General features: G+C 45.8%; 15 protein-coding genes and 1 riboswitch. Of the genes, 9 read left to right on the top strand and 6 right to left on the bottom strand.

Annotation, left to right across the window (positions count from 1 at the left end):
• Positions 1–25: 25 nt before the first annotated feature.
• Together H9W84_RS00395 and H9W84_RS00390 are read right to left on the bottom strand one after the other, a co-directional pair.
• A complete protein-coding gene (locus tag H9W84_RS00395) occupies positions 26–1,009 on the bottom strand; it encodes a YheT family hydrolase (RefSeq protein WP_239741202.1) in 984 nt (327 codons plus the stop codon).
• A 162-nt stretch (positions 1,010–1,171) separates the two neighbouring features.
• Positions 1,172–1,768, bottom strand: a complete 597-nt coding sequence (locus H9W84_RS00390) for a YigZ family protein (protein ID WP_239741199.1) — start codon at positions 1,766–1,768, stop codon at positions 1,172–1,174.
• A gap of 49 nt (positions 1,769–1,817) precedes the next feature.
• On the opposite strand from H9W84_RS00390, the gene H9W84_RS00385 reads away from it, so the two are divergent.
• Positions 1,818–2,522 (top strand): pseudouridine synthase, encoded by a 705-nt coding sequence (locus H9W84_RS00385; protein WP_095356261.1) that lies wholly within the window; start codon positions 1,818–1,820, stop codon positions 2,520–2,522.
• On the opposite strand, the gene H9W84_RS00380 is transcribed toward H9W84_RS00385, so the two are convergent.
• A complete protein-coding gene (locus tag H9W84_RS00380; protein ID WP_095356262.1) occupies positions 2,519–3,178 on the bottom strand; it encodes a DUF2939 domain-containing protein in 660 nt (219 codons plus the stop codon). The genes H9W84_RS00385 and H9W84_RS00380 overlap by 4 nt on opposite strands.
• A gap of 253 nt (positions 3,179–3,431) precedes the next feature.
• On the opposite strand from H9W84_RS00380, the gene dnaJ reads away from it, so the two are divergent.
• The 3 genes from dnaJ (at position 3,432) to H9W84_RS00365 (ending at position 6,824) form a co-directional block, all read left to right on the top strand.
• Positions 3,432–4,598: a molecular chaperone DnaJ gene (gene dnaJ / locus H9W84_RS00375; protein ID WP_239741198.1), complete on the top strand. Its 1,167-nt coding sequence runs from the start codon at positions 3,432–3,434 to the stop codon at positions 4,596–4,598.
• 220 nt (positions 4,599–4,818) lie between these two features.
• Positions 4,819–5,625 (top strand): 4-hydroxy-tetrahydrodipicolinate reductase, encoded by an 807-nt coding sequence (gene dapB / locus H9W84_RS00370; protein WP_239741196.1) that lies wholly within the window; start codon positions 4,819–4,821, stop codon positions 5,623–5,625.
• 59 nt (positions 5,626–5,684) lie between these two features.
• Positions 5,685–6,824: a restriction endonuclease gene (locus tag H9W84_RS00365; RefSeq protein ID WP_007116600.1), complete on the top strand. Its 1,140-nt coding sequence runs from the start codon at positions 5,685–5,687 to the stop codon at positions 6,822–6,824.
• A 42-nt stretch (positions 6,825–6,866) separates the two neighbouring features.
• On the opposite strand, the gene thiC is transcribed toward H9W84_RS00365, so the two are convergent.
• On the bottom strand, positions 6,867–8,885 hold the full coding sequence (thiC, locus tag H9W84_RS00360) for a phosphomethylpyrimidine synthase ThiC (protein ID WP_239741194.1): 2,019 nt from the start codon (positions 8,883–8,885) through the stop codon (positions 6,867–6,869).
• Between the two features lie 122 nt (positions 8,886–9,007).
• A riboswitch (TPP riboswitch) is annotated at positions 9,008–9,110 on the bottom strand.
• A 161-nt stretch (positions 9,111–9,271) separates the two neighbouring features.
• Here thiC and H9W84_RS00355 point away from each other — a divergent pair.
• Positions 9,272–10,612 carry a TolC family protein gene (locus H9W84_RS00355; protein WP_239741193.1) on the top strand — a complete coding sequence of 447 codons (1,341 nt, stop codon included), beginning with the start codon at positions 9,272–9,274 and terminating at the stop codon, positions 10,610–10,612.
• A gap of 80 nt (positions 10,613–10,692) precedes the next feature.
• On the opposite strand, the gene pstS is transcribed toward H9W84_RS00355, so the two are convergent.
• On the bottom strand, positions 10,693–11,697 hold the full coding sequence (pstS, locus tag H9W84_RS00350; RefSeq protein ID WP_239741192.1) for a phosphate ABC transporter substrate-binding protein PstS: 1,005 nt from the start codon (positions 11,695–11,697) through the stop codon (positions 10,693–10,695).
• 347 nt (positions 11,698–12,044) lie between these two features.
• On the opposite strand from pstS, the gene phoU reads away from it, so the two are divergent.
• From phoU to H9W84_RS00335, 3 genes are all read left to right on the top strand, one after another.
• Positions 12,045–12,815, top strand: coding sequence for a phosphate signaling complex protein PhoU (gene phoU, locus H9W84_RS00345; protein ID WP_239741190.1), 771 nt, complete (start codon positions 12,045–12,047; stop codon positions 12,813–12,815).
• A gap of 140 nt (positions 12,816–12,955) precedes the next feature.
• On the top strand, positions 12,956–13,690 hold the full coding sequence (locus H9W84_RS00340) for a phosphoglycolate phosphatase (protein WP_239741188.1): 735 nt from the start codon (positions 12,956–12,958) through the stop codon (positions 13,688–13,690).
• A complete protein-coding gene (locus H9W84_RS00335; protein WP_239741186.1) occupies positions 13,677–14,237 on the top strand; it encodes a DUF4385 domain-containing protein in 561 nt (186 codons plus the stop codon). The genes H9W84_RS00340 and H9W84_RS00335 overlap by 14 nt, the downstream gene beginning before the upstream one ends.
• A 29-nt stretch (positions 14,238–14,266) precedes the next feature.
• Here the strand turns inward: H9W84_RS00335 and H9W84_RS00330 are convergent, their stop codons facing one another.
• Complete coding sequence (locus H9W84_RS00330; protein ID WP_239741185.1) at positions 14,267–15,760, bottom strand: YifB family Mg chelatase-like AAA ATPase; 1,494 nt, start codon at positions 15,758–15,760, stop codon at positions 14,267–14,269.
• 207 nt (positions 15,761–15,967) lie between these two features.
• On the opposite strand from H9W84_RS00330, the gene hemN reads away from it, so the two are divergent.
• Positions 15,968–17,446 (top strand): oxygen-independent coproporphyrinogen III oxidase, encoded by a 1,479-nt coding sequence (gene hemN / locus H9W84_RS00325; protein ID WP_239741183.1) that lies wholly within the window; start codon positions 15,968–15,970, stop codon positions 17,444–17,446.
• Positions 17,447–17,553: the final 107 nt, after the last annotated feature.

Below are 17,553 nucleotides of genomic sequence, written 5' to 3'. Positions count from 1 at the left end.
GCGTTTTTTATTGAAGCCATAGCAATCAGTCAGCACAAGCCTGAAAAAATTTAAAGCTGGTGCTAGGCAGCCAATTTACATTGAGTTTCTTGTTTTGTAATTGTACAAAGCCCACATGTCCACCATGCTGGCTGTACAGTAAGCGCACGCAAGGTGACACATCGGCTTGGGTGGCAAGAATGCCCAAAAATGGGTCGTCTTTGGCAGTGATAATCAGCGTAGGTTTAGTAATGTTTTTGAGTACAGGTAGGGCAGAGGCTTGGATATAATAATTCGCCCCCGTACCAAAACCATGGCGCGGCGCGGTATATAACTCATCAAACTCATCAATCATCTTGATATTTTTTAATGCGTTGATTAGTGCTGGCTCATCGACCTTTTTTAAGGCTTTTTGCAATAAAGGATTGAGCAAATAAGGCGTATACACGCGTTTGGCGACAAAACGATGCATGGCTTTTGCCGAAGTCGTCAAATCGACAGGCGCAGAAATCACCACCGCTGCTTCACAGGCAGCTGCATCGCCTTGCTCACCCATATAACGAGCCAGCATATTGGCGCCGAGCGACACGCCACTGGCTACAATTTGGGTATAACCGTACTGAGTTTTTAGCAGGTCAAACATATGCACCGCTTCGGCAGTATCACCCGCGTTATAGTCCAATTCTGAGGTATTATCCACCCCGCCGCAGCCGCGAAAATGGACGATAACCGCATCATACCCCAATCGGTGCGCTTGGTGGGCAAAGGCAATGGCATAATGGCTATCACTGCTGCCTTCAAGCCCATGAAACATCACCGCCAATGGCTTATCAAGGGTTGGCTGATTATCGGTATTGGCAAACACAAAGTCATAAGCCACTTGGGTGGTGCCGGTACGGTCAGGGTGAAGGTGACGCTGATAATTGGGTTTTGGCAGTTTGATAAACTTGGGTAAAATGGTTTGAACGTGGGGGTTGGCTAAGAAAAACGGGGTGCGAAATGGCGTTAGGGGTAGTTGATGAATGTTCATAATATACCTAGTGATTGTTATGATTTTTGACTATTTTACGGCTTTTTGACAGTTTTTTCATGGCGACTTATGAGCTAAGTTTGGGGTATTTTGTAGGTTTTTTTGAGAACAATTTTCCTAGGCTATCACTTTTACGCTACTGCTGTGGTTATTTGCTTTTGGTTATTCACTGGCTTTCACAGTCCCGTAAAAGCCGATTTTTTCGCTGAGGACTTGAACCGACTTTTGCTCAGCCTCTACGGTCAAAACGACATTTTTACCATAATCAACCTTTAAAATCGTGGCATTAAAGCCATCTAATGTATGTCTGACAAAGGATTCATTGGCAAAATCGGTTTCAATTATTATCACGCTTAACGGCACAAACTCGTGCAAATTCATATTATCAACCACGGCTTGTGCGGTGCTACTATAGGCACGTGTCAGCCCACCTGCACCAAGTTTGATACCGCCAAAGTAACGCACCACAATGACCACGCAGTTACCAATGCCCTTGTGTTGTAACACGTTTAAAATCGGCTTACCTGCTGTACCACTGGGCTCACCATCATCATCAAAACCTGCCGAGGTGGTGTTGTGCGGGTCGCCAATAATATAGCCATAGCAGACATGGCGCGCATCGGGATATTGGTTGCGTAATTGTTCCACGTGAAACATTAATTGCTCGCGGCTATCAATGGCAAAGCCAAAGCCCAAAAATTGGCTTTTTTTAATCTCAAGTGTGGCAGTACATGGGTCGCTAAGCGTGTAATAGGTCATGGTTAATCTATGTTACAATAAACAAAACAAGCACTAGGATAACAAAAAAATGCGTTTAGACAAATTTTTAAGCAAAGCCACCGAGCTATCGCGTAAAGACTGCAAAAAAATCTTGCACGCAGGCGAAGTCACTGTCAATGGCGAGGTGGTCAAAGATTCAAGCCTACATATTGATGAAGTGGATGACGATATCGAATGGGCGGGTGAGCCATTATCAGTTGCGATGGGCAATCGCTACTTACTGCTATATAAGCCAGAAGGCTTTGAGTGCACCCTAAAGCCAAAAGAGTGGCCGATTGTCACAGACTTGATTGATGTACCCCAGCTAGGTAGTTTGCGGATTGCAGGGCGACTCGATGTCGACACCACAGGTGCGCTGCTGCTTAGTGATGATGGGGGCTTTTTGCACCGCGTCACCAGCCCCAAACATCATGTGGCAAAGGTGTATGAGTTGACCCTTGCCGACCCAATGACTGAAGCACAACAGGCATTTGCTATCCAAGAATTGGCAAAAGGCATCATGCTTGAGGACGAGTATGATAAAACCAAACCCGCTGAGTTAAGTTTTTCTGATGCTACCCATGCCAAGTTGGTACTCACGGAAGGCAAATATCACCAAGTCAAACGCATGATGGGCTACTTTGGCAATAAAGTCATTGAGTTACACCGTGCCAGCATCGGTAACATTACCTTGGAAGGATTAGAAAAAGGCGAAAGCCGATTTTTGACCGCTGAAGAAATTGACCAGTTTTAATCATTTAGCGGCAGCGTCACACCCACGATTTTCCAATGAATAAGCCCTTGGCGCTGCAAGTGGAGCGTTAACGGGTAGCCACGCACCTGTCCGCTGACTTCAAAACAGTTAAAACCACAATAGTGTGTGGTCGGTTGGGTCTGTGACGTTGCTGTGGTGGCGTTGGGATTAGGCGATTGTAGTTGTTGTTTAATTTTTTGATTAAGCTCAGCTGAATTGCGCGCCAAAATCAAGTCTTTGATATCAATCTTATCCATCGCTACTGCCACCAAGCCTCCTAGCAGTTTGACATTTGTTTTGAGCAGCTCGGTGGTCGCTTGTCCTGTCAGCGCATACTGTACGCCCTCTGGCGTGACGGTATTATCTACGGCTTGATTGACCATTTTATTCACTAGGTCATCAGGGTTTAGCGCGATATTGAGCATCTGCAAAATAGGGGATTTTGCCACATGATTGGCTTTTTCTATTAATACAGGGCTTAGCTGCGATTTGATACTTTGCTGCAGTTGCGTAAATTCAATCGCTGCACTGATGGTGTCTGCTTGTTGTGCATCATAGGCTTTTTTCAGTTGATACACTGCCCAATAAGGGGATGCAAATACCCATGCGACGACAATCAGTGCAAGGATGATTAGCAAAGATAATACTTTTTTCATAAATCACGATTAGAGTTATAGTTTGCTAATTAGTTTAAAACAATGGGCTAGGCTGTTGCGTATTTTTCTTGCAAAAAAAGGAAAATATTTTTACGCTGATTGCCGATTATTCGCTTGATTATTTAACAAAAATCGCCACTATATTGCATATTTTTAAATTTTAGTCTTTCAAAGGTTTGGCAGCTGTTAAACGTTGCTACCGGTCGAATCCACTCTTCCGTACTGTCAAAACTATGCTGCCAAAGGAGTTACTATGTCAAAACGCGATTTTTATGAAGTATTAGGGGTAGATAAAACCGCTAATGAGCAAGAAATCAAAAAAGCCTACCGCAAACTTGCAATGAAATATCATCCAGACCGTAACCCTGATGACCCTGCCGCCGAAGAAAAATTCAAAGAAGCCTCAATGGCATACGAAGTGCTAAGTGATGACAGCAAACGTTCAGTGTATGACCGTATGGGGCATGCCGCGTTTGAGAATGGCATGGGCGGTGGCGGCTTTGGCGGTGGAAACTTCCAAGACATTTTTGGCGATATTTTTGGCGGCATGGGCGGCGGTCGTGGTGGCAGTGCGGGCGGCTTCCAAGACATTTTTGGCGACATTTTTGGGGGTCGCACAGGGGGTGGACGTAGCAGACGCGGCTCGGATTTACGCTATATGCTTGATTTGACGCTTGAAGAAGCGGTGCAAGGGACAAAAAAAGAAATTACCTTTACCGCACCTGCCCCTTGTGAAACTTGTGATGGTAAGGGCGCCAAAGACAGCAGCGATATCGTCACCTGTGCAACTTGTGGTGGTGCGGGTGTGGTACGTATGCAGCAAGGATTTTTTGCTGTGCAACAAACCTGCCCCAACTGTGGCGGCTCAGGTAAACAAATCAAAAATCCTTGCAGTGACTGTCATGGCTCGGGTGTTAAAGAAAAATCACGCACCCTTGAAGTCACCATCCCTGCGGGTATCGACAATGGCGATCGGGTACGTTTAACGGGCGAAGGTGAGGCGATTACAGGCGGTGAAAGCGGTGACTTGTATGTTGAAATCCGTGTGGCACAGCACCCTATTTTTACCCGTGAAGGCGCTGACTTATACATGGATGTGCCAATCAGCTTTGCGGATGCAGCCTTAGGCCGTGAGGTGGAAGTACCAACACTTGAAGGACGTATCAATTTACGCATTCCCGAAGGCACCCAAAGCCACAAAGTATTCCGTATCAAAGGCAAAGGCGTTACCCCTGTGCGCACGACGATGAAAGGTGACTTGTTATGCCGTGTGGTGGTGGAGACACCGACCAATCTCAACAATGAACAAAAAGAGCTACTTCGTCAGCTACAATCATCCATGGGTGATCATCAACAATCGCCCCAAAAAAAATCCTTCTTTGATAAACTCAAAGAAGATGTCAAAGATTTGTTTGACTAGGTTTTATTGGTTTATAGTGTTGTATAGATGTTTCACGTGAAACATTAAACCCTTGTAATGATTGCAAGGGTTTTTTTGTATAAGGCAATATTGAGCTAAGCTAGGATTCAGCGAGACAAGCTGTTATGATTTGAACTTAGAAAGTTATACTAGAAAATCAGGCTAGAAAATCAGATTAGCAAGTTACACTAGGTAATTGGGCGAGATAAAGGATAAGCAAATGGTAAAAATCGGGGTCATAGGCGCAGGTGGGCGCATGGGACGTATGCTGATTCAAGCAGTGGCACAAAATCCACAAACTACCCTTGCAGGGGCGATAGAGCGTCAAGGCTCAAGCTTGTTGGGCGTGGATGCGGGCGAGCTAGTTAATCTCGACAAAACTAATGTCGCTTTGGTCGATGACTTGGCAGGGGTCATTCATGATATTGATGTACTCATAGATTTTAGCTTGCCTGAGTCGACTGCCAAAAACTTACAGCTTTGTGCTGATCAAGGCGTCAATATGGTCATTGGGACAACAGGCCTAAATGATGAGCAAAACGCCATCTTAAAACAGGCAAGTGAAAAAATCGCCATCGTATATGCAGGCAACTACTCAACTGGGGTGAATTTAACCCTTAAACTGCTTGAAATGGCTGCCAAAGCATTTGGCGACAGCGCCGATGTCGAAGTCATCGAAGCCCATCATAAACACAAAATTGATGCGCCATCGGGCACCGCTTATATGATGGCTGAAGCGGTTGCCAAAGGACGCGGTCAAAACCTAAAAGACGTGGCGATTTATGGCCGCGAAGGTCAAACTGGGGCGCGCAAAGCAGGCGAGATTGGTATCCATGCCATTCGTGGTGGCGAGATTGTCGGCGACCATACCGTGATGTTTATCGCCGATGGCGAGATAGTTGAAATCACCCATAAAGCCCGTGAGCGCATGACCTTTGCCGCAGGGGCGGTGCGTGCTGCGGTGTGGGTCAATGAGCAGCAAACAGGACAGTTTGATATGCAAGATGTGCTTGGGCTGAAAGACTAAATTAACGCATATGGGTTCGATGCTTACTAGATAAGGCTAATGTATTGAAGGAAACAATAATGGGCGAAACAGCAAATATCACCAAATTACCCCCATTTGGTGATTTACTAAATTCAGGGATTCAAACGCTAAAGAATCTTAGTGGGCGTAGCAGTATTAGTCAAAACTTATTTTTTCGTGAGTTTGATAAGGTTGCCCAATTAAGTGACGATCAAAAAAGTATTAGCTACTTAAGCCAATTTGACATTCAAAATGAATATGAGGAAGGGACACCTTGTTACGAGCCACTGACTAATTTGATATTAATGTGCTTATCTGCCATGGGTGTTATCAAAGAGAACTGTTTTAGTTTGCAGCCAAATATTGGTAAAGAGTTTGCAAGCTTAATTACCTTTGATGAAAAAGTAACCATAAAAAATCTCGTTAGGATAGATCCACTTGGCAAGATATTTTTTTGGTTAGCCAATGAAAATTTTTCACAATATCTTATGAAAGGTATCCCAAATAATGATTATATCGCAAACTTAAAACGCTTTGATGAAAAGTCTTTTCAAGATCTTAAAAAAGTTAATCAAGTGGCATATGGCAAACGTGGTGACCCATTGATTAACTATTTTATCAATGAGACAACGCGCCGCACGTCATTATTTATGAATAACTATCAAGATGCCATGGTCAGCGATGGCAATGTAAAAGTTACCCCAGACATGATATTGACCCAACTTGATAATTTAACACCATTACAATTTGAATGGTTTTGCGTGAAATTGGTAGAGCGTTCACTAGAGAATGAAAGTCCAGAAAGTAACTTAAGTTCGCACCATACAGGAAAAGCCAATGACGGCGGTATTGACGGTATGATTACTCAAATATTTTCTAATGAAGAACGGCATACGTACTATATTCAAGCAAAACTTTACTCCCAAGGTAATAATATTTCAAATCGCGAATTAAGAAACTTTGTGGGCGGCTATCCACCGCAGAAAGACAGCCATCATGGTATTTTTATTACCACAACTAGCTTTACCAAACCCGCGCTCGATTATTTCGAAAACCTTGAGTCGCATAGTTTAATCTTGATTGACCAAATGGCACTAATTGAGCTGATGATGGAGCATGAAGTGGGGTTAAAGCAAGTAGATTCTAAGCCAAAGCTTGTACTGGACAATGATTTTTTTGAAAAAATTAAGCGGTATTAAAAAAATAAGGTAGATTAACTACCCTATTTTTTACCAAAAAATTTAAACTTCTTTATACAGCTGTTTACCTTCTTCAATGAATTTTTGCTTCATCTGCTCCATGCCCAGGCGGACTTCATCGGCAGACGCTTCACCCACTTGACCGACCAATTCAGTATCCACCTGCTTGATAGCGTGGCTGGCATCCGATAACTCACCTGTATCAGGGGTGATGTCTTGCCCAAGCTGTGGTTTATTAAATTCAAGTCCTGCTGCATAATCCCGCACGTTTTGGGTGATTTTCATCGAGCAGAATTTTGGACCGCACATCGAGCAAAAATGCGCTGATTTATGCGCTTCTTTTGGCAAGGTTTCATCATGGAATTCACGAGCCGTGTCTGGGTCTAGGCTCAGATTAAACTGGTCATCCCAGCGAAACTCAAAACGTGCTTTTGACAAGGCGTTATCCCGCGCTTGGGCACCTGGGTGTCCTTTTGCCAAATCTGCTGCATGTGCGGCGATTTTGTAAGTGATGATACCGTCTTTGACATCCTTTTTATTGGGCAGACCTAAATGCTCTTTTGGCGTGACATAGCACAGCATGGCCGTACCATACCAACCAATCATCGCCGCACCAATGGCGGATGTGATATGGTCGTAGCCTGGCGCGATATCCGTCGTCAAAGGTCCAAGTGTATAAAAAGGCGCTTCTTTACAGACTTCAAGCTGTAAATCCATGTTTTCTTTGATACGGTTCATGGCAACATGCCCTGGACCTTCAATCATGACCTGCACGTCATGTTGCCATGCCACTTGGGTCAGCTCGCCCAAGGTTTTGAGCTCACCAAACTGCGCATCATCGTTGGCGTCTTGTAGGCAACCGGGGCGCAAACCATCACCCAGACTAAACGCCACATCGTAGGCTTTCATAATCTCGCAAATTTCTTCAAAGTGGGTATAAAGAAAATTCTCTTTATGATGGGCAAGACACCACTGCGCCATAATCGAGCCGCCACGGCTGACGATGCCTGTCAAACGATTGGCGGTCACCGGTACGTAGCGCAGTAGTACGCCCGCGTGAATGGTAAAGTAATCAACACCTTGCTCGGCTTGTTCAATCAAGGTGTCTTTAAAGATGTCCCATGTCAAATCTTCGGCAACGCCATCCACTTTTTCTAGCGCTTGATAAATCGGTACGGTACCGATGGGCACGGGGGAGTTACGGATAATCCATTCACGGGTTTCATGGATATGCTTACCGGTTGATAAGTCCATGATGGTGTCGGCGCCCCAACGGGTAGCCCAGGTCATCTTGGCAACTTCTTCATCAATGCTAGAGCCCAGCGCTGAATTACCGATATTGGCATTGATTTTAACCAAAAAATTGCGCCCAATAATCATCGGCTCTGATTCGGGGTGGTTGATATTATTGGGAATAATCGCCCGTCCCGCAGCGACTTCGGCACGCACAAATTCTGGGGTGATAATTTTGGGGGTATTGGCACCAAAGTTGTTACCAGCGTGCTGACGCAAATCTGTCAGTTCATGCTGCTTTTGGGTTTCACGGATGGCGATGTATTCCATCTCTGGGGTGATGATGCCTTGTTTGGCGTAGTGCATTTGGGTGACGTTTTTGCCATTGATCGCCCGTCTTGGCTTGTCGATATGCCCAAAGCGCAGGTTAGCCGTGGCGATGTCATTGGCACGTTCATTGCCGTATTGGCTTGAAAGTTTAGCAAGCTGCTCGGTGTCGCCGCGCGCTTCTATCCAAGCTTGACGCAGTTTTGGTAAGCCTTTAGTCAAGTCAATCTCGACATTGGGGTCAGTATATACCCCTGAGGTGTCATACACATAAAACGGTGGGTTTTTTTCGCCTTCTGCCTTGCCAAAACCGCCCACCGGGGTATCGGTCAAGGTGATTTCCCGCATCGGCACTTGAATGTCAGGGCGTGAGCCTTGGATGTAGACTTTGCGAGATGCCGGCAAGGCGCGCGTCAAATCACGCGCTTCTTCTTCAAAGCGGTCGTCGGTAGGGTCACGGTGGGCAGGGGTTTTGTGAGTAGCGTTGGTAAGTTGGTTCATAGCGAGTCCATGTTATGTTATGAAGTTATGGTTTGCTGGACTCGGGCGAAGATAGGTGAGTATGACTGTTTCTAAAAAACTGATTCTAGAAAAAACTAATTCTAGAAAAATACTGGTCTAACTAACCTAATAGACGACTTCCCTACGACGGTATTAACCGTGTCAGGTTCGACGGGTATGTCTCAGCCGTTGGTATGTCATCCAACTGCACCCCGAGTCAATACCTCCATATTAACAAAAACTCACAGCTTTACCTAATAGATTTTTAGCCATTTTGTACCGATGATTTACTCAACTAAATTACTGATTTTTTTGACAACTATCGGTATGATAGAGGCTCCTTGGTTGTTGAAAATGTTGTAATTATTGATATGGAATGCATCTGTTTGTGGAATCGTAAAACAACTGGCGCCCGATGGCGGTTAGGGGCGATGGTAGTGTCATTGATAGGGTCGATGTCCCTCAGCCCAGCCGCGATGGCAAAAGATTTGTGGGAATTGTATAGTGCAGCCCAGCGCACCAATGGCAATTGGGCAGGGCAGCAATATGACTATTTGGCAACGCAAAAAAATGTGCAGCTAGCGTTTGGCGATATGCTGCCGCAAGTGGGGCTGCAAGGCAGTGTCAAACATAACCAGTTTTATCCCAAAGACGATAACATCCCTGACACGGGCAATACCGCAAGCCAAATTGGTATCGGACTGCGCCAAGCCTTGTTTCGTGCTGATAAATGGGCAAACTATGAAAAAGCCGTGCTCGCCAGTCAAGCCAATGACATCCAGCTATTACAGCAGCATCAACAACTCATCGAGCAAATCAGCAAAGCCTATCTCAATGTATTGCGCGCTGAAGCGATGACAGATAGCCTTAATGCCGAGTTCACCGCACTCAAAGCACAAAATGACATGATGCAAGCGAGACTCGCACAAGGGGTAGCGGCGCGGGTAGATACCGAAGAAAGCCGTGCAAGGCTTGAAAGCGTCAGCGCCTCTATCGCCAACAATGACGTGGCAATCGTAAATGCCAAACAGCAGTTATCACTGCTCACCGGTCAACCAATCAATCAGCTAGACAGTATCAAGTTACCGCCTGATTTGAATCTTGTGGCAAGTCAAAGTATCGACAACTGGATGCAGCAGTCACAAAATAATAATCTCGATATTCAGCTAGCACAAACCCAAGTGGCGATTGCTAACAAACAAGTCGATTATCTCAAAGCCAATACCTATCCCCGTGTCGATTTGGTAGGCAATGTGGGGTGGCAAGACTATACCCATAATAATGTTAGCGCTATTGATGGCACCAATTATAGCTTTGGGGTGGAAGTGGATTTTCCGTTTTATACCGGTGGGCGGACACGCGCAGGCGTTGAGCAAGGCAATTTGCAGGCGCAAGCGGCAAAAAGTCGCCTCGCCTATGTGTACCAAGCCGCGATGACTCAGACTAGCCAAGCGTATCTAAATTTGATCGCACAGCGTGCCACGATTAAAGCCCAGCAAGTTGCCGTGGAGGCTAATCGCCGCGTCGCCCAAGCGTCAAAAACAGGCTATGATTTGGGGGTGCGCTCGATGGTAGATACACTACTGGCAGAACGCCAATATCACGCTGCCAAACGCGATTTGATTAATGCGTATTTTGATTATTTAAATGCCTACATTGACCTACAAAAAGCTGCGGGCAATCTGACCGATGACACGGTCAAAGTGCTAGATAATCAGCTGATTTGATGCTTTTTTTGGCAAAATTTTAAGCTAAAAAACCCCGCCAATCGGCAGGGTTGGTTAATCTAGTAAGCTGACGCAAATGACTATTTAACTTTCGTCCATTCTTTACGAACCGCAGCTTTGGTGTCGGCAGGTAGCGGAACGTAGTCAAGAGCGGTTGCTTGTGCATTGCCGTTAGTAAATGCCCAGTCAAAGAATTTAAGCGCTTCTTTGGCTTTTGCACCGCCCGTACGAGGTACGAGGATGAACGTCGCTGCAGAGATTGGCCAAGCGTTGGCTGCTGGCATGTTAGTAATCGTCACCGCAAAACCAGGGTATTGTGCCCAGTTAATGTTTGATGCGGCTGCAAACGTTGAATCGTCTGGTAGTACAAATTTACCGGCGCGGTTTTGAAGTTGGGTATAAGCTAAACGGTTTTGTTTTGCGTAAGCATACTCAACATAACCGATGGAGTTTGCAACACGTTGTACGTTGCTTGATACGCCTTCGTTACCTTTACCGCCTACGCTTGCTGAAGCATTGGGCCATTTAACGGTTTTGTCCGCGCCTACTTTTGCTTTCCAATCGCTTGATACTTGGCTTAGGTAGTTAGTAAATACGAAAGTAGTACCTGAACCGTCTGAGCGGTTAACGGTGGTAATCTTAGCGGCAGGTAGGGCAACACCTGGGTTTAATGCTTGGATACGTGCATCGTTCCAAGTAGTGATTTTGCCCATATAGATGTCAGCAAGGACGGGGCCTGATAGTTTTAATTGACCGGGTTTGACGCCAGCGATGTTGACCACAGGTACGATACCGCCAATGACTGCGGGGAATTGGATTAAGCCGCTGGCATTTAGCTCTGCTGGGCTCATGGGCGCATCAGTGGCACCAAAATCAACCGTTTTTGCTTGGATTTGTTTGATACCGCCTGAAGAACCGATACCTTGATAGTTTACTTGGTTACCCGTTGCTTTTTGGTAGTCGCTTGCCCATTTTGAGTAAACAGGTTGTGGGAAAGTTGCACCAGCACCTGTGATGTTGACAGCATTGGCTTGTACGCCTACAGCAGCGAATGCCACACTGACGATTAAATGTGATAATTTCATAATGTTTCCTTGATGGACAAATGAGGTGATTGTCAGGGAAGATGGTAAATTAGCTTAGGATGTCGCCAACTAATGTGTCGCGTTTTAAATCACCCAAAGCTTGAAAAATTGTTACCATGTTAATGTAACAAAATGTCAAATCTGTTACGGTTATGTTAAAGTTTGATGACATTAAAAATTTTGTTTGGTATTGACTAGACCTACATGATGGCGTATCGGCGGACATGGGGCGTACTTTTCATCATTTTGTCGTAATTTTTAGTTATAGTTAGCTTTTCTTTAACGTCTTTTTTAATCACAATTTTGCACAGTCCATGAGTCACAATCCATGAGTTAGGAAGGGAAATATGAATTTAATTGGTGAGCATTTATCAAAAAGTTATGACCAAGATTTACAAAACTTGGTCAATTTATTTTTAAAAATGGGTGGCATGGCAGAAGCCAATCTCACCAAAGCAATTGAATCTTTGGTAAAAAGTGATGTGGCGCTTGCCGAAGATGTCATTGATGGTGACAAAGAAATCAACTTTACTGAGCAGCAGCTTGATGATTCGGTGGTCAAAGTATTGGCACGTCGTCAACCTGCTGCTACCGACTTACGCCTAATCATGGCAGTGAGCAAATGCAGTGCTGACATTGAGCGTATTGGTGATGAAGCCAAAAAAATCGCCAAGATGGCGCGCCGTGCCACCCGTGAAGGTCAATCACCGATTGGGTATCATGAAGCGCATCAAATGGGTAATTTTGTGCAGATGATGCTAAAAAATGCGCTAGAAGCCTTTGCCAAGTTTGATGCAACAGGTGCTTACCAAGTGATAGAGCAGGATAGTGAAATTGATGCGATGTACAAATCTGCGTCACGCGCGATGATGACATACATCATGGAAGATGGTCGCTATGTAGCAAAAGTCATTGATATTTTATGGGTGCTGCGTTCGATAGAGCGTATTGGTGCGCATGCGCGTAATATCGCTGAGCAATTGATTTTTTGTATTACCGGTGAAGATGTGCGTTATCAAAAACTGGGTGCCAAAAAGGACAGCGCGCTGAATCCGGCAGCTAGCCATGAAATTACCGATGCCTCACTAGATTATCAACCGAGCAATGGCGAAAACTAACGTTTTTTAGTCAAACCTGCTCTTAGGCGGAATTGGTTGTCAGGGTTAGGTTATTTTAATGGACGGTTGCATGGTATTTTTAAGTGATTCTGCTACACTGTAGCCTATCAACTTTTGGTGAAAAAACGATAGGAAACACCATGTCTAGCGAATCACTTAACACCCCAATCCCCACATCCACTGGGGAAAATATCACCCAAAAATCATTACTTATTTTTGACTTGGACGGTACGTTGATTGATAGCGTCCCAGATTTGGCGGACGCCGTCAATGCGATGCTAACCACGCTTGGCAAAGCCAACTTTAGCGAAGATGTCATCCGCAACTGGGTGGGCAATGGGGGCAAAGTACTGGTGCAACGTGCCTTATCCGGCTCACAAACCATTGACCCCAATCTCACTGAAGACGATACCAATCAGGCGCTTGCCCTCTTTTTTGACTACTACCATCAAAAAACCTGCGTCAGAACCCAGCCTTACGCAGGGGTGAGCGAGGGGTTGCGTGAGCTTAAAGAGCAAGGCTATACCCTCGCTATCGCCACCAATAAACCCATTGATTTTGTTCCTGCGATTGTTGAAAAATTGGGTTGGCAAGCCCTTTTTGCTTATATTTTGGGTGGCGATAGCTTGCCTGCCAAAAAACCTGACCCGATGCCGCTACTGCACGTCTGTGACCAATTAGGCTTTAGCATCGCTCAAAGCTATATGATTGGTGATTCCAAAAACGATATTTTGGCAGGGCAAAATGCGGGCATGGATACCTTAGGGTTATCGTATGGCTATAACTATGGGCAGGATATTCGTGATTATCATCCGACCCATACTTTTGATGACTTTGCCACGCTGACTGAGTTTTTGAGTCATGCACGAGTTTAACTATCATCTCAACTTTGACACGCTGAATTTTCGCGAGCATCCAGGGTTGTATCGGGTGGGGCGCGGTGAGCAAGGCGTGTTATTGGTAGAGCCGTATAAATCCGAGATTTTGCCGCATTGGCGATTTGCTACGCCGGAACTTGCGCGTGAGAGCAGTGATACCATCTATGCGATGTTTTTGGACTACCTTGCCCAAGGGGATTTTGTCGGTGCTGATATGGCGCGTAAATTTATCCAAATGGGTTATACGCGCTCACGTCGTTATGCCAATCACAAAGGGGGCAAAAAATATGACGGCGCTGTCCCTGACGCTAAAAAAGGACAAAGTGGCGCGCATGGGCGTGATCAATTGCCACAGCAATCACAGCAGCTTGAATCCGCCCAAATCAAAGCCCAATCCGCGCAAATTTTTAAGCAAAAGTGGGATGAATGCCGAGCCAATGCGGATTATAAAGCGCTAAAAAAACAGTTTGAAGCCAAATACGTCAACGATACCCAATACGATAACCTGCCGCCCACGTTTTTCCGCGAGCATCCGTTTTTATAGGCTAGTTGGATGGTGAGTTAGCACGAAAATTAAGCATTCGTTAATTGACTACGATAACTTAATGCCTCAGTTAAATGCGCGGTTTGGATTGCTTCACTACCTGCCAAGTCCGCAATCGTGCGGGCGACGCGAAGGACGCGATGATAGCCGCGCGCGGACAGATTCAACCGACTTTGTGCCATTGCCAAAATACGACTTTCTGCATCGCCAAGCGGCGCAAATTGGTCAAGTTCACTGGGGGAGAGTTCATTATTGGCTTTGCCCTGTCTGGCTTGCTGACGCTGATAGGCTTGTATCACCCGCTCACGCACTACCGCAGAAGACTCACCCCTCTGTGCTGACTGCAAATCACTGGCAGGCAGGGCAGGCACGGTAATATGCAAATCAATACGGTCCAGCAAAGGTCCTGATAGCTTTTCTTGGTAGCGTTTGATTTGCTCGGGTCGGCACTGGCAGCGACCTGATTTATCCCCATAGTAGCCGCAGGGGCAGGGATTCATCGCTGCTACCAGCTGAAAATTGGCGGGAAAGCGTACTTGAGAGTTGGCACGGCTGATGACAATTTCTTTGTTCTCAATGGGCTGTCTGAGTACCTCAAGCACCTTGCGATCAAACTCTGGAATCTCATCCAAAAATAACACCCCCCGATTGGCGAGCGTGATTTCACCAGGTTTGGGCGATGAGCCGCCGCCCACTAGCGCCACCGCTGAAGTAGTATGATGGACTTGGCGAAAGGGGCGTGTACCGTAGTCATAATCACTGTTGGCAATCGAGTAAATACTGGCAACTTCGAGTGCTTCATGGTCGTTGAGCGGTGGCAAAATGGTGGGTAGGCGAGATGCCATCAAGGTTTTGCCTGTCCCAGGTGAGCCACAAAATAGTAGGGAATGTCCGCCTGCTGCCGCAATCTCTAGCGCACGTCTGGCTTGGTGTTGTCCTTTGACATCGGCTAAATCTAGCTGATAATTGGCTGATTGGTAAGATGTCTTATGCTCGGCTTGGCTGAGTTGTTGCTCGTTCATCAAGTGTTGGCACACAGCTTTGAGGGTATCGGCTTGCAACACCTTCACGCCATCGACTTTCACCGCTTCATCGGCATTGTCTTTGGGAACAATCAAGGTGCGCTGCTCCGCCTTGAGTGCACGTGACACTGCCAACGCCCCAGCAATGCCTCGTAAATCCCCATTGAGCGCCAATTCGCCAATAAACTCGTACTGCGCAAGCACGGTTTCATCAATTTGACCACTCGCTGCCAAGATACCTATAGCAATGGGTAAATCAAGCCGTGCGCCATCTTTGGGTAAATCCGCGGGCGCAAGGTTGATAGTTAATCTGCGATTGGGAAATTGAAAACCCGAGTTGATAATGGCAGAGCGCACCCTATCTTTACTCTCGCGTACCGCTGCTTCGGGTAAGCCGACCATGGTGACTGCAGGCAATCCTTGCGATAAATGTACTTCAACCATCACGCTTGGCGCGTTTAAACCCACCACCGAGCGTGTATATACTTGAGCAAACGACATTCTTAAAATCCTTTTCCAACCACTTGGCGGCTACCTTGACACAAGACAGGCAGTTTTTTATGGCAGCAACTAGACAATTTTTGATAAAAAACGGCTAAATCATAGCATAATTCATCTATTTTCTCATAATCGGCTATCTATGACGACTATGGTATAATCACAACCCATATTCCGAGAATTTTACGCTACACGCTATACGAGGCTATTATGACAGACCAAACTCGCCCTTTATCTGACAGCGAACTGCCCACCTTTGATCGTCCTGTCGAAATCATCGAAAATCCGTATGCCAATGCCAATCGTAGCTACACGACCCAAACCCATTTGTTTAATGAAGCTATCATCAATAAATATAACCGCTCAGGTCCCCGTTATACCTCGTACCCAACCGCACTAGAATTTGCCCCCATTACTGAAGGCATGGAAGCCCGCGTTTTGGCAGAAAAAGACCCACGGGTGCCAGTGTCCTTATATTTTCATATCCCGTTTTGCCGCCATCTGTGCTATTACTGCGGCTGCAATAAAATCATCACTAAGAAAAACAGTGATTCAGGCGACTATTTAGCGTATCTTTTTGCTGAAATTCGGCATAAACGCAGCTTGATGCAAGGGGACCCTATCGTCGAACAAGTGCATTTTGGCGGCGGCACACCCACCTTTTTGACCGATGATGAGCTGGTCAAATTGTGGAACTTTTTGCAAACCCAATTTACTTTTAGCGATAAACCTACCGCTGATTATTCGATTGAAATTGACCCACGCGAATTGCGCCCGACCACGCTTGAGATATTGCGTGGACTTGGGTTTAATCGGGTGAGTTTTGGTGTGCAGGATTTGCAAGAAAAAGTACAAATTGCCGTCAATCGCGTGCAGTCAGAAGAAATGATTCGAGGCGTGATGACGGAAGCTCGCCGCCTTGGGTTTCATTCTATCAATATTGACTTGATTTATGGGTTGCCGCACCAAACGGTGGATAGCATGCGCAATACGGTTGAGCGCATCATCGCTATCTCGCCAGACCGTCTGTCTGTTTTTAACTATGCCCATTTGCCAGAGCGATTTAAAGGTCAGCGTCAGATTAATGAAGCGGATTTGCCAAGCCCTGCCGACAAATTGACCATGCTCGGTAATACCATCCATGCGCTGACTGACGCAGGCTATCAATATATCGGCATTGACCACTTTGCCAAGCCTGATGATGAGCTGGCGATTGCGCAACGTGAGGGCAAATTGCACCGCAATTTTCAAGGCTATACCACGCATGGCAATTGTGATTTACTGGGATTTGGGGTGTCGTCGATTAGCCAAATCGGTCTGCATATTTTGCAAAATCCAACGGATTTGAGCGATTACCAGAATCTCATCAATGCGGGAAAATTGCCTGCGGTGAAGGTGATTTCTGCGCGCTTGCCTGACTTGCTGCGCCGTTATGTGATTATGAATCTGCTATGCCATGATTATATTGACTTTAAAGATGTGAATGCGCGATTTAGCATTGACCCGATGACCTATTTTATTGATGAAATCCGCCAACTGGGCGAGATGCAGGCGGATAAACTCGTTGATATGGATGCCAAAGGGATTCGGGTGCTACCAAAAGGGCGACTGCTTGGACGCAATGTGGCGATGGTGTTTGATACTTATTTGGCGAGTAAAGAAGGCAATCGCTTTAGTAAGGTGATATAGCCTAAAAAGCAAAACACCTGCCAAAATGACAGGTGTTTTACTATACTAAAGGTGGAAGCTTTCGCTCACGTATCCTCTAGCTCACATAGTACGTATTATACGGATTT

Origin of the sequence: Moraxella tetraodonis (assembly GCF_022359095.1) — a bacterium.
Classification (GTDB): domain Bacteria; phylum Pseudomonadota; class Gammaproteobacteria; order Pseudomonadales; family Moraxellaceae; genus Faucicola; species Faucicola tetraodonis.
This window is presented reverse-complemented; position numbering and strand designations above follow the sequence as displayed.